The following is a 13389-nucleotide window of genomic DNA, read 5'->3' as shown; positions in this document are numbered from 1 at the left end:
TTCAGGCCCGCGAGGGCCGCAGCCGAAGCACCGCCTGAAGCAGGTGCCAGAGGAAAATCGCCTTGAGCTTGATCCGGACGATGTTCCGCGGGCGTTGAACGATCCGGCCCAGCCAGGCGAGACGATATCTGAACCACCAGGGCGCGAGCGGCGGCACCACGCCCGAATACCAGTCGAACACCGCGCCGATCGCCACCGTCAGCTTGGCATTCAGCCGCGGCGCGTTGCGGTGCGCCCACTTTTCCTGCTTGGGCGCGGACATGCCGATGAACACGATGTCGGGCCGGAACGCGTTCACCGCGGCGATCATCGCGTCGTGATCCTCCTCGGTGAACTCGGGCTTGAACGGGGGCGACAGGCCGTCGCAGACGATGTTCGGGTAGAGCTCCGCGGTCCGCGCCTTGATCTTCTCGATCGTCGCCGGCGCGGCACCCAGGAAAAAGGCGCGCCCGCCGCTGTCGTTCAGCCGCCTCATGAAATGATCGAAGACGTCGGGGCCCTGATTGGGGGTGATCGTCTCGCCCCGCGTCAGGATGCTGCCCAGGGCGAAATAGACGCCGTCGAGCACCAGATAATCCGACGCCTTGAACGCCGCCGCGGCCACGGGATCGCTGACCGAGATGCCATAGGTGTCCGGACCGATCGTGTTGAGCGTGCGGCAACGATCCCCGACGAGCGAGATCGTCGAGAGCGGCTGGTTGAACACTTCGTAACCGAATATGTTCACCGTCCTGGGATGCGTCGCGACGCGCTCCACAGAAGTCATCTCACCAGCGTCCTCATCCCCCAGACTTCGGTCGAAGCCCTTAGTTGCCGCAAATACGAAATACAACCGCGACTAATCCAGCAGACGGCGCAGCCAGTTGGAAAGGCTGTATTCTTCGAACGCGCGAGGATCGTGCAGGGGCTCGGCGAGAAATGCCTTGACCGGCGCGAAGTCGAGATTCTCGAGCAGCAGGATACGGTCGGGCGAATAGAATGGCTCGCGCGCAATCTGCGGGTTGGTGGCGATGATCTTCATCCCTGCCGCCAGATTCTCGAACACGCGCATCGTCAGCCCGCTCTGCTGCTGGCTGGCGAAGTCGAACACGCCAGCCGATGCGCGCATCATGTCGAGGATGCCGTCCGTGCCGATCGAGCGGAGCGTCATCCCCGGCAGCCATTGGCCCCTGCGCAGCAGCTGCAGCATGCGTGGCGGGCTGCAATGGAGATAGAGCTTGAGCCGGAGTCCAGCCGCCTTGCAATGGTCGTGGAGCCGCTTCACCGCTTCGAAGCGGGCCAGCGAATGCATCGATCCGACGAAGTAGATATCGTGGGCCGGGGCGGCGCGATTTGCCGCGACCTCGTAGAATTCGGGCAGCGCGAACAGCGGCAGATAGGCGATCCCCAGCGCCGCGGCATCGACCGGATCGAACGTCGCCGCCCTGTCGAAGAAGGGGAGCTGCGGCCGATAGTCGTGGGTCTTGAGCGAATCCCAGTTGTAGAGGGTGAAGACCGCGTCCGGCTGAGCCTCGCGCAGCGCCCGCAGGTTGTCGTGCGAATATTGGTGCGCCTGCAGGAACACCACCCGATCGAACGTCTGCCCGCGGATCGCCTCGAAAATACGGGCGTGATGCGCGTCCAACGCGCGCTGGTGCCGCGCCTTCGCGTAGCGGCGCAGCGCGCGGTTGATCGCGCCCTCGGGCTCGATCGGGAAGCGCCGCACGCTATGGCCCTGCGCGCGCATCTCGGCCTCGATGCGGTCGGTATAGGCATAATAGTCGAACGCGATGAAGAGGATGCGGCTCATCTGGCCTCGCTCGGGATGAATTGCCGGAAGCGGCGTCAGGCGCCGCGAAGACGCCCATCCGCCGGAACGGCGGGGTAGCGGGGGGCGAAGCGCGGCAGCAGCCGGCGCGAGGGCACGTGAAGCAGCCCGCTGAAGATCAGCATCAGGAAGAAGGGGTTGAGTGCAAGCGGCTCGGGGATCAGCGACGTGAAGGCGATGAAGAAGAAGACCAGCTTGTGGGGGAAGAAACGCTGGCGGAACAACCCGAACAGGAACACCAAGGCAAGCGGTATGCCCATCATGTACAGCAGCATAACGATCCCGTTCGAGTTGGCCTGCGAGCGGTTGACCACGTGCGTGTCGTTGAGCTGGGTTTCGAAATAGCCGTATTTCATCGCGGCCTGGAAGTATTGCTCGCTTCCGAAGCCGATCCCGGTCAGCGGGTAATGGGCAGCGACGTTAAGGCCGGTATAGGCGTCATATTCGCGCGCCCAGGTCGACCCGACCGAGACGCCCGTGAACTTCGCCTGGAAATTCTCCACCGCGACGAAAGTGAGGAAGATCGCGACCACCGGCGCGACGATCAGACCGGCGAGCTTCTCCAGGGCAGTCGCAGTGGGCAGCAGCCGCACATAATAGACCGCAAGTATGCCGCCGCTGACGATCAGCGCGGTGGTCGACTGGGTGGCGAGCACGCCCAGCAGCGCCGCGGCGCCCCAAGTCCGGTTCTTGAATATGAACAGGGCGATATAGAGCTGGATGTTCAGATAGATCTGAAGCACCGCGGGCTCGTAGAAGAACCCGTCCGGCCGCAGGAAGCGCGTGCTGTCCTCCAGCATGACGTGATAGGTGAAGATGAAGCCGATCGTGTTGTAGATCAGGTCCTGGTCGAACGCGACCGGACGGAACAGGCCGTTCACCGTCTCCGCCAGGATCACCGTCAGCACCGCCTGGAGCGAGAAGATCTTGCCGAAGAAGTAGAGGTCGCCCGCCATCGTACTGCGCGGAAGGTCGAGATAGAGGCCGAGCAGCAGAATGCCGCCCGCGAAATTGGCGTAGCGCGTCGCGACGTCGCCGAGCGGAAGGCCTCCGCCGCCGATCAGCGTGACCGCGAACACCACGACGAGCAGCAGGAAGATCGGTGCCATGGCGCGGCGGATGCCCAGCGTCGGCCCCTTGAGGACCAGCGCCAGGACTACGATGCCGACCAGCATCGGGATGCGCGGAAAGATGAACAGGCCGCCGGTGAGCATCATGCCCATGAAGAGCGCGAGGCGGCGCAGAAAGACTGCCCGGACCTCGGGATCCCTCAGGTCGAGATTGCGCAGCATGCTCGCTCCATCACTCGGCAAAATCGCCGTCGGGCTTCGTTCTGACCCAGGCCTTGCGGTCGGGGCAATAGCGCTTGACGATCCGCGCCGGAACCCCCGCCGCCACGCAGTAGTCTGGCACGTCGCGGCGAACGACACTGTTCGCCGCGATAACGCAGTTGCGGCCGATCCGACACCCGATAATGCAGGCGTTCTCGCCGACCCAGCTACCCGCGCCGATCTCGACCGGGCCGGCCCTGCGCAACGGCTGATCGGCGATCGCACGCGTCACGTCTTCATATTCATGAACATTGTCGGCCAGGAATACGCGGTCGGCGAGCAGCACGCGTTCGCCGATTGCGACGCGTTCGATGCACGAGACGTGCAGTTCGTGCCCGACGAGGCAATTGCGGCCGAAGCGGACCTCCGGAACGCTGCCGGCGATCGGATGGGCGACGAGGTAGGCGCCGTTCTGGACGTCGGCGCCATCCTCGAAATGCATGTAGCGCGCACCGATGAGGTGGCGCGGATGCTCGAGCCGCACACGCTTGCCGAAGCTCGCGAAACAAGGCGCGAGCATGCGGTAGACCAGCACCCAGGCGAAGTCGCGGAGACGGAAATGGATCATCGCACGGCCCCCGCGATCGCCGGCGCCAGCATCCGCTGCCAGGCGCGATAGCCCGCGCCAGTGAAATGGAGCCCGTCCCAAGTCAATTCGCTGCGAACCACGCCCTTGGCGTCGTCGAAACCGCGGCGCAGGTCGAGAAAGCGCGCGCCGTGCCGTACCGCCAGCGCGGGCAAAGCCTGGTTGGTCGCGGCGAGCTCGGCGCGCTGCTCGTCGGAGCAGCGCGTGCCGCACAGCACCGGCTGGACGATCACCTGTGCCCCGCCCTTGCGCAGCCTCGCGAGGAGCGAATCATAGACGGGCAGAACCTGCTTCGCGGTATTGCCGGAGAGGATGTCGTTCACCCCGATCATCACCACCACCAGCTTCGGACGATGCGCCAGGATCTCGCCGGTCCGCTTGTCGAGGCCGGTCACCATGTCGCCGCCGATGCCGCGATTGAGGATCGCGACGCCGGGGAACAATTCGTCCCAGCGCCCGCCGGCGGTGATCGAATCGCCGGCCATCACGACGTCGGCGGGTGCGGGCGGCAGGCTGCGGTCGGCCATCGCCATCGCCTCGGCCGCGGGATTGGTCGCCATCGGCCGCTCGGCGGGTCGGCGGTCGCCCTCGATCATGTTCTTGGCCAGCCGGATCGGCTCATAGGGAAACACCTGGTAGAAACCGACCGCGAGCCCCCACAGGAACGCCGCCGCGACCGCGGCGGCCGCCGGTCCCCAGATGCGCATCCTGGCCCATTCGCTCATGCCGCCTCCCCCGCGCCTCAGGCCGGGTTCGTCCCGTCCGCGATCCGCGCGCGGTGATTAAGCTCCGCCACGGCGACATTGTCGAGCAATGACCGCACCATGCGCTGCACCGGCGGCTGCGCGCCCCAATGCGCCAGCGGCTCGCGGCTCCACTTCACATAATCGGCGGGATTGAAGCGCGAGAACACCCAGTTGCACAGTTGAGTGACGTAGAAGCACAGCATCGCATCCTCGCGCATCGCCTCGGTCACCTCGAGCCGGCCGGCAACCGCGTCGTCGAGCAGCGCGTGGTAGCGCTCGGCATTGTCGGCGCGCCACACGAAGCCGAGCCCCGAATAATAAGCGCGCGAACCCGTGACGACGGGGCGGCCATAGGCGGTCGCCTCGATCCCGATGGTCGAGGAATGCACGACCACCGCCTTGACCCGCTCGAGCAGGGCATAGCTGTTGATCGGATCCTCGGCGGCGATGAACACCAGGCGGGGATGGTCGCCGAAATTGCGCTGGAGCAGCGCGCGATAATCGTCGCTGGTGGCGGCGAAGGACAGGCGCTCGGCCGGATGCTGGCGGACGATGACGGTCGCCTCGCTATGGTCGAGCAGGTAGCGCACGGTGCCGACGATCCAGTCGGCATTGCCCGGATAGACGAGCTGAAGCCCGAGCGCCGCCGCGTCCCAGGACGAGTTGAGCGCGATCAGGATGCCGCCGCGCAGTTCCTCGCCGCCCGCGCCGCTGTTCTTGATCTGCGATTCGAAATTGTCCGAGCCGGCCTTGCGCTTGGCGATCTCGTTCTTGCCATAGGCGATCACCGCCTCCCGCACGGCGGGATCGGCGGCGACGTCGGCCTTGATCGCGGCGAAGGCGCGCGGCACGTCCTCGAGCTGGCAGGCGAGCCCGTCGGCGGCGAGCATCGCGGTCTCGTAGCCGCCGGTGTCGAAGGTCGCGACGCGCATCCCGGCGGCGCGCGCATGGCGCAGCCAGATGCCAGAATTGCCGAACACCCCGCCGGGCACGAACAGGAGGTCGAAGCGGTGATCGCGCACGAACGCGGCGATGCGGCCCTGCGCGGCGGCGATCTGGCTGCGGCCGGCGAGCTCGTGCTCGGCCCGTCCGGCCTCGACCGTCTCGCCGCGCATCGCCCAGATCGTGTTGAGCGCGGCAAGGCGATCGATCTCCGCCTCGAGCGCGGCGTTGCTCTCGACGGGAGTGCAGTGCGACAAATGGAACACCGGGAAGTGCTGCGTGACGAGCTGCATCACCTTGCGGATGCGACCCAGCACGAAGCGGTAGCGCAGGGCGCCGGGGCCGAAGCGCTGGTCGTCGACGACGAAGGTCACCTTCGCACCATTTCCGGCGAGCAGCAGCCCGACCGCGAGCGAGAACCACGGCACCGGGGTGCCGAGCCAGGGCGAAACGACCACGCAGACGCTGATGCCATCGCCGCGCAGCGCGGTCGCCGCGAGATAGTCGCGCACGACGCCGCGCATCCGGCCGGCGGCGCCGATCCAGGGAAGCGGATTCCACCCGACCGCGCGCTTGATCCCGTCAATGATGCTCATGTCGCTCGCCTGATGTCCCCAACGGCCGCGCATGCGCCGCATCTTCGCCGCGCGCCTTGGCAGCATAAGCATGACGGCGCAATGACATGGCGCTTAGCTAGGGCACTGTTTTGCTGCGTTGCGGGATGAATGCCAGCGCGCGGTGGACGATCGGCTTGGCCCCCGCTGCCGAGACATGGTCGTCGTCGAAATAATAGAGCGTGCCGTCGGCCTGAATCACGCAGCGGCCCTTGAGGCGCGTGTCGCAGAAGATCGCCTCGGGCTTGACGCGGTGGAGCGCGGGCGCGGCGGCGGCGTCGAGCGTGGCGATCGCGGCGCGGTTGCGGGCGAGGAAGCGGTCGTGCGCGGTACTGATCGTTTCCGGCGCGCGGCCGCCGCGGCCGATCGCGACCATGTTGAGCCGTGCGGGCAGCCAGCCCGCCTCGGGCACCGGATAGACGACGATCGTGGGCTTCTTCGCCGCGAGTTGCTCGAGATAGGCGCGGACGGCCTGCGCCTTGGGCGCCGCGGCATCGCTCGCGGCACCGTCGGCGGTGATCGTCAGATTGCGGCGATAAGGCGCGTCGTCCTCGATCCCGCCCTCTTCATTGTCGAACCAGGGCAAGTCGACCGCGCCGTCCATCGGATAGAGGCGCATCGTCCAGCGGATCGCGACGATCACCGCGTCGATGCCGGGCGCGGTGACGCGCGCCTCCATCGCGCGGTTGGCGGCGGCGCAGCGCGCGCGATAGCCCGCGTCGAGCGGCTCGCGGCTGTCGAAGATGCCCGGCACCGGGTGGCACGCGGTGTGGACGAGGATGCCGGCAAGGCCGCGGCGCTTGAGCTCGGCATCGAGCGTCGGGCCGATCGCATAGGCATGCGAATCGCCGACCAGCGCGACGCTGGGCGCCTTGCCGGGAACGCCGAGATTGCACACGAAGATGCCGCCGCCGGCATCGGGGCATCCCTCGATCATCGACTTGGTCGGCGCGATCAGCGGCAGGTCGGCGGCGGCGATGCGCGACGGTGCGCCCTTGGTGAACGCGAGCCCCGCCCCGACCGCGATGAAGAACAGCGAGCCGATCGCCGACCAGGTGAAGATCGCGCGGCGGCTGAAATTGCCGCGGTTGCGGAACGGCGCCTCGACATAGCGCCACGACAGCCAGGCGAGGATCAGCGAGGCGGTGGCGAGCACGAGGTAGAGCCACACCGGCAAATGGCCGGGCGTCATCAGCCGGGCATAGGCGAACAGCGGCTGGTGCCAGAGATAGGCGCTGTACGAGATCAGCCCGACCCACAGCATCGGCTTGAGCGTCAGCAGCCGCCCGGTCAGCGTCTCGGGACTCGTGAAGGCGAGGATCAGCATCGTGCCGAGGATCGGCGGCAGCGCGGTGAGGCCGGGGAAGCGGGTATTCTCGTCGTAGAGGAACACCGGCAGCAGGATCAGCGCGAGCCCGGCGAGGCCGGCGGCTTCGCGCCAGCTGCGCTTCGCACGCATGAAATCGACGCCCGCAACCCCGCCCGAAGCGAGCAGCGAGCCGGCGAGCAGCTCCCACGCACGCGGGGGCAGCAGGAAGAAATTGACCAGCGGCTGGCGCGTGGTGAGGAAGACGCTGAGCGCGAACGATCCGCCGGCGATCATCGCGATCGCCGCGATCGTGCGCTTGAGCCCGAAGCGCAGCAGGAAGGCGAGCAGCAGCGGGAAGACGACGTAGTACTGCTCCTCGATGCCGAGGCTCCAGGTGTGGAGCAACGGCTTGAACTCCGCCGCGCCGCCGAAATAGCCGCTGGTGCGCCAGAACAGCACGTTCGAGACGAACAGCGGCACCGCGACCAGGCTCTGGCCGAAATTCTCGAGCTCGCCGGGCAGCATCCACCACCAGGCGAGCGGGATGCAGAACAGCATCACCAGGAACAGCGCCGGCAGGATGCGCCGCGCGCGCCGCTCGTAGAAGCCGGCGAGGGTGAAGCGCCCGCTCATCCGCTCCTCGAGGATGATCGAGGTGATGAGATAGCCCGAGATGACGAAGAACACGTCGACCCCGACATAGCCGCCGCCGAACGCGCCGATGCCGGCATGGAACAGGATGACCGGGAGCACCGCGACGGCGCGGAGGCCGTCGACCTCGGGCCGGTAGCCGCGGCCGCCGGGATGGTGCGCGGTGGGCTTCTCGCCGGGGATCTGGCCGGGCACGGCGGTCATTTGCGGCAGCCCAGCTGGAGGAAATCGGCCTCGCGCGCCGCCGGGTTGCGGGCCAGCACGGTGCCGCCGGCATGGCCGCGAAACTTGCCCATGAACGCCGCGAGATAGGGCGCGTCGACTTGCGCCCGCACCGCGGGGTCGGCGGCCGCCATCTGGAGCAAGGTGCGGGCATAGGTGACGTCGCCGCCGTGGAGGCCGTCGATGAACTCGCACTCGGTGCTGCCCTCGATCCTGGCGGGATCGGCGAAGTCGAAGAAGGGGATGCCGCCGAGGCACGCCTGGAGCTGGGCATAGCCGTCGGCGATATAGGCATAGTCGGGCTGCGACAGCCGCAGCCACACGCTGTCCGCGAAGGGTGGCGCGACCACTGCGGCGGCGCCGGTCGCGGCGCGCACCTTCTTCACCGCCGCGCAGATGCGGCCGACGAGGCGCGGGTCGGCGCGGGTGTTGCGCTGGAAATTCTGCTTGTCGCCGTCGATCCGCGCAAAGGTCAGCGCGAACTTCGCGTCATAGGCGCCGTCGCCGGTGAGGTTGTAATATTGACTGCCGTCCCTGGCGAAGCCCTCGTTGCGGCTGATCGCGTGGATGCCGAGATTGGGCGAGCGGAAGCTCTCGGATATCCAGTTGCCGCGGCGCAGCGCCTTGGCGCCCGCCCACAGCATGTCCGCCGAGACGTAGCGCGGATAGGCCGGAACCGGCCCCTGATTGTCGGTGTAGCGCGCGTTGAACAGCCACGGATCGACATAGACGATCGCGAGGCGCGGCTTGGCCGGCGCCTTGGCGACGTGATCTGCCACCGCCTCGAGGTCGGCGAGGTTGTTGACCGCGCCGCCCAAGGTCACGAACGGCGCGTCGAAGAACTCGGCGCGGACCTCCATCGCGCGGCTCGACCCGATCGCGATCACCTGCGGCTGCTGGCGATCGAACAGCATCAGCTTGTAGCGGTGGCTGTTCTGGTTGACCCCGCTGAGGAACAGGACGTCGCCATTGGGCACGGCGAGCTGGCGGTCGACGACCTGGGCGAGGCCGATCTCCCCGACGCGCGTGAACAGGATCTGGAACGCGCCCACGACCAGGCCCAGCGTCACCAGCGCCGTCACGAAGCCAAGCAGGAAGCGTCTCTCGGTCATGGTCAGAAGTTGAAGTAGATGAAGGCCGACACGCGGCTGAAGTTGAGCATCACGAACACCAGCGCCGCGCCGACCGCATAGCCGAGCATCCAGCCGCGCCATTTCCAGTTCTGGAGCCACGCGGCGATCTCGAGGCTGTTGGGGGCGAGCTTGACGATCAGCAGGCCGGCGGTGATCCAGGCGAGCAGCATCGCCGGGGTCTCGGGCACGTGCGGCGCGAGCGCGGCATAGGAACCCAAGCCGTGCAGACCCACCGCGCCCTCGATCAGCCGGATCGCGCTCTCGATCGTGGTGGCGCGGAAGAATATCCAGGCGAGCACCACCGCGACGAAGGTCACCAGCCAGGCGAGGAACGCCCCGCCCGGCACTGAGGGGAGGCCGAGCCGCGTGCGCAGCGCGTTCCAGCCATGGTTGATGACGAGATAGAGGCCGTGCAGCGTGCCCCATAGCACGAACGTCCAGTTGGCGCCGTGCCACAGCCCGCCCAGCACCATCGTCGCGAGCAGGTTGAAGTAGCGCCGCACCGCGCCGTGGCGGTTCCCGCCGAGCGAGATGTAGAGATAGTCGCGCAGGAAGTTGGACAGGGTGATGTGCCAGCGCCGCCAGAAATCGATGATGCTGCGCGACTTGTAGGGCGAGTTGAAGTTGATCGGCAGATCGACGTTGAACAGCTTCGACAGGCCGATCGCCATGTCCGAATAAGCCGAAAAGTCGAAATAGAGCTGGAAGGTATAGGCCAGCGCACCAACCCACGCCTCGGTCATCGTGACGGCCGTCCCGCCCTGCACCGCGTTGAACACCGGATCGGCGTAGAGCGCGAACTGGTCGGCGATCAGCACCTTCTTGAGCAGGCCGATCACGAAGATGGTCATGCCGAGATTGATGTTGGTGATGTTGAGCCGATAGGTCTCGGGCCGCCCGAACTGCGGCATCATCTGCTTGTGGTGCAGCACCGGCCCCGCGATCAAATGCGGGAAATAGGTGACGAACAGCAAATAATGGACCGGGTTGTACTCGCGCGCGATGCCGCGGTGGGCGTCGACCAGGAACGCGATCTGGGTGAAGGTGAAGAACGAGATGCCGAGCGGCAGCACCACATGCCACAGCGCCCAGTCGAACCCGCCCAGATCATTGGCGGTGCCGATGAAGAAATCGGCATATTTGTAATAGGCTAGCAGCGCGAGGTTGGCGGTGACCGCGAAGGCGAGCAGCGCCCGCCCCCGCGCGGTCGGCGCATCATCGACCCGCGAATGGGCGATGGTGTAGCCCATGACATAGTTGAAGCCGATCGAGCCGAGCAGCAGCACGACGTAGCGCGGATCCCACCAACCGTAGAAGAACAGCGAGGCGAGCGCGAGCCACAGCGCCGCGCCGCGCCGGCTGAACCGCGCGATCGCGAAGAAACCCGCGAACACCACGGGCAGATAGAGCAGGATGAACTCGTAGGAGTTGAACAGCATGCGCTCAGCCGCCCGCGCTCATGCTGGCCGCGCCGCGCAAGGCTCAGGCCGCTTCCGGCAGCGCGTTGCGGCGGATCACGTCGAACGCCTCGGGATAGCGGACGCGGAATGTGTCTTCCATGTACTGGAGGTTGAGGATCAGCCGGTCGCCCTTCACCGGGCGGGTGCCGCGATGGAAGCCGAAGGTGTTCTCGGCGAAGGTATAGCCGGCCGGGCCCTTCACCTTGTGCAGCCGCGCGGTGCCGATCGCCGCCTCGATCTCCTCGTTCGAATAACGCGAGATCGGGCCGAGCCGGATCGGCATGCTGTTGTGCGACTGGAGATAGACCTCGTGGTGCCCGCCATCGATCTCGACATCGGTGAGGAAGGCGAAGATCTTGAGGAAGCGGTAGCTGTCGATGTCGCGGTGCCAGGCGAGCGCGTCGTCATAACCGCCGATCACCTTGCGTGGCTGCTCGAAGCTGACCAGCGCGTCGATCGAGGCGGCTGCGACCATGCGCGTCTTGTCGAGCTCGAGGAATTCGGCGGCGAGCTCGACGAAGCGGTCGGACAGCGCGATCTGGGTGATCGGGCAGTCGGCGCGCCCGGTGGCGAGCAACCCGCGCGGGCGCTGGATGCGCTCGGCGCGATAATGGTCGAGATAAGCGGCGAGGTTGCGATAGTCGCGCCCCTGCTTGAGGTCGACATTGCGGCAGAAATGGCTCTTGAGCGCCTCGACCCGGTCGTCGGGCAGCGGCGCGAGTTCGGCGAAACCGACGCTGCTCAGGCTTTCGAGCTCGGGGTGCTCGGCCGATGTCCGCTTGCGGTCCCAGCTGCGGAAGAAGCCGAACGGGGTGAGCAGGCGCATCGCGAAGAAATTGAGCGCCTCGGGTACCGGCTGGCGCAGCTTGACCACGCCATAGCCGAGCTCGCGGGTTGCGAGCCAGACATGCCCGGCAAGGCGTTGCAGGAACTTGAGCACGCAATTCCCCCAATCCATTCAGGGCCCAAAGACCAGAGCGCTCCGGGCCGGTCAAGATTCGGCCGCGCGACCGACTAGCGCAGTGTCCCGTCGAAAAACAGGGGCCGTCGCGTTGACCTGCGCCCAACGCGCCCCTAGCGCGCGGCGATGATTCACCACGGGTGCGGGGGCAGATGCGGATTCGCCAGCTTCTGACGGCAAGCGCACTGTACGGCATCGCCGACATGCTGGTGCTCGGCGTCAGCGGCTTCCTGCTGCTCCCGCTCTACACCCATGCGCTGAGCCAGAGCGAGTTCGGCGCCTATGTCATCGTCAAGACCAACATCGAGCTGATCGGCTATCTGATCCAGTTCGGGCTGCTCTCCGCGGTCGGCCGGCTCTATTTCGACCATCGCGGCGGGGGCGAGCCCGGCCGCTACGTCAACTCGATCCTGATGTTCGCGCTGCTGGTGATCGCTGCGGCCGCGGGCATTGCGGCGGCGGCGGGCGATCCGCTGTGGCGGCTGGTGTCGCCGGGAACGCCCTCGCACCCCTATCTCTGGTACGCGCTCGGGATCGCGGCGCTGACCTTCACCGCGGGCCTGGGGTCGCTGTGGGTGCGGCTCGACAATCGCGTCAACCTGTTCGTCGGGATCCAGATCACCGCCGCAGCGATCGTGACGGTCGCCGCGTTCATCGCGCTCGAAGTGCTGCACCTGGGGTTGCCGGGGCTGCTCGGCGCCTTCGCGATCGGCTATCTCCCCGCGACCCTGGTGCTGCTGTGGCGGATCGGCGGGGACCTCGCCCCGCGCATCCGCCGCGCCGATCTGCTCCCCTCGCTGCACTACGGCCTGCCCTTCGCGGTGAGCTACATCGCCTTCTTCGTCCTCAACCGGTTCAGCGTGCTGACGCTGCAGCGCCACGTGACGCTCGAGGACATCGCGATCTTCGGCCTGGCGCAGCAGCTCGCATTGGTGATCACCGTCGCCTCGCAATCCTTCGGCAAGGCGATGCAGCCCGCGGTGTTCGGCGCCACGCCCGAGGCCGCGCCCGAGATATTGCGCCGCTCGAGCCGCCTGTTCATCCTGCTGATCTTCGGCGCGGCGGGCGGCGCGGTGCTGTTCGCGAGCGAGATTATCCGCATCGTCGCGCCCGCCGGCTATCTCTCGGGGCTGCCGGTGCTGCTGGTGCTGCTGGTCGCGGCGTTCGTCTATTCGCTGAGCCTCGTCTCCAACACCGCACTCGAATATCATCGCCGCCCGCGCACCTCGGCGGCGATGTCGGTGCTCGGCGCGGTGATGTCGGTGGTGCTCGGCCTCGCGCTGATCCCGCCCTATGGCCTGGTCGGCGGCGCGGTGGCGACGCTCGGCGCCTATGTCACGATGACGCTGTTCAGCCACATCATGGCGTGGCGCATCAGCGGGCAGTCCTATTTCGGCGAGCTGGCGATGGTCACCGTCACGCTGGCGGGGATGGCGTTGCTCGCCGCCTGGCCGGGCTGGAGCGGGATGCACGTCGTGCTGGCCGGCGCGATCAAGCTCGCCATCGTCGGGGCGATCTTCGCGGTGCTGGCGGCGATCTACGTCCCCAACCGCTTCCGTCAGGCGGTCGCGCGGGTTCGGGGGACGGTTTAGGAGAGCGCTCATTCCTCCCCCGCAGGGGGAGGAAT

The 13389-nt window shown here is 67.0% G+C and carries 11 protein-coding genes; 1 reads left to right on the top strand and 10 read right to left on the bottom strand.

Annotation, left to right across the window (positions count from 1 at the left end):
* Position 1: 1 nt before the first annotated feature.
* The 10 genes from ACO227_RS09645 to ACO227_RS09600 form a co-directional block, all read right to left on the bottom strand.
* On the bottom strand, positions 2–766 hold the full coding sequence (locus ACO227_RS09645; RefSeq protein ID WP_423607205.1) for a WecB/TagA/CpsF family glycosyltransferase: 765 nt from the start codon (positions 764–766) through the stop codon (positions 2–4).
* A gap of 72 nt (positions 767–838) precedes the next feature.
* Positions 839–1789, bottom strand: a complete 951-nt coding sequence (locus ACO227_RS09640) for a hypothetical protein (protein WP_423607203.1) — start codon at positions 1787–1789, stop codon at positions 839–841.
* 35 nt (positions 1790–1824) lie between these two features.
* Complete coding sequence (locus tag ACO227_RS09635) at positions 1825–3099, bottom strand: O-antigen ligase family protein (RefSeq protein WP_423607202.1); 1275 nt, start codon at positions 3097–3099, stop codon at positions 1825–1827.
* 10 nt (positions 3100–3109) lie between these two features.
* Positions 3110–3706, bottom strand: coding sequence for an acyltransferase (locus tag ACO227_RS09630; RefSeq protein WP_423607200.1), 597 nt, complete (start codon positions 3704–3706; stop codon positions 3110–3112).
* Positions 3703–4449, bottom strand: a complete 747-nt coding sequence (locus ACO227_RS09625) for a GDSL-type esterase/lipase family protein (protein ID WP_423607198.1) — start codon at positions 4447–4449, stop codon at positions 3703–3705. Before ACO227_RS09625 ends, ACO227_RS09630 begins: the two co-directional genes overlap by 4 nt.
* Before the next feature lie 17 nt (positions 4450–4466).
* Positions 4467–6008: a hypothetical protein gene (locus ACO227_RS09620; RefSeq protein WP_423607197.1), complete on the bottom strand. Its 1542-nt coding sequence runs from the start codon at positions 6006–6008 to the stop codon at positions 4467–4469.
* A gap of 97 nt (positions 6009–6105) precedes the next feature.
* Entirely contained in the window at positions 6106–8190 is a 2085-nt protein-coding gene (locus ACO227_RS09615; protein WP_423607195.1) for an acyltransferase family protein, read from the bottom strand.
* Positions 8187–9320: a hypothetical protein gene (locus ACO227_RS09610; protein ID WP_423607193.1), complete on the bottom strand. Its 1134-nt coding sequence runs from the start codon at positions 9318–9320 to the stop codon at positions 8187–8189. The genes ACO227_RS09615 and ACO227_RS09610 overlap by 4 nt, the downstream gene beginning before the upstream one ends.
* Positions 9321–9322: 2 nt before the next feature.
* On the bottom strand, positions 9323–10780 hold the full coding sequence (locus tag ACO227_RS09605) for an MBOAT family O-acyltransferase (protein ID WP_423607191.1): 1458 nt from the start codon (positions 10778–10780) through the stop codon (positions 9323–9325).
* Positions 10781–10823: 43 nt separating this feature from the next.
* Entirely contained in the window at positions 10824–11759 is a 936-nt protein-coding gene (locus tag ACO227_RS09600) for a hypothetical protein (RefSeq protein ID WP_423607190.1), read from the bottom strand.
* A 155-nt stretch (positions 11760–11914) separates the two neighbouring features.
* On the opposite strand from ACO227_RS09600, the gene ACO227_RS09595 reads away from it, so the two are divergent.
* Positions 11915–13354: a lipopolysaccharide biosynthesis protein gene (locus ACO227_RS09595; protein WP_423607188.1), complete on the top strand. Its 1440-nt coding sequence runs from the start codon at positions 11915–11917 to the stop codon at positions 13352–13354.
* Positions 13355–13389: the final 35 nt, after the last annotated feature.

Origin of the sequence: Sphingomonas sp. MS122 (assembly GCF_049532975.1) — a bacterium.
Classification (GTDB): Bacteria; Pseudomonadota; Alphaproteobacteria; order Sphingomonadales; family Sphingomonadaceae; genus Sphingomonas.
Note: the sequence above shows the minus strand (reverse complement) of the source record. Positions and strands in the feature narration are given on the sequence as shown.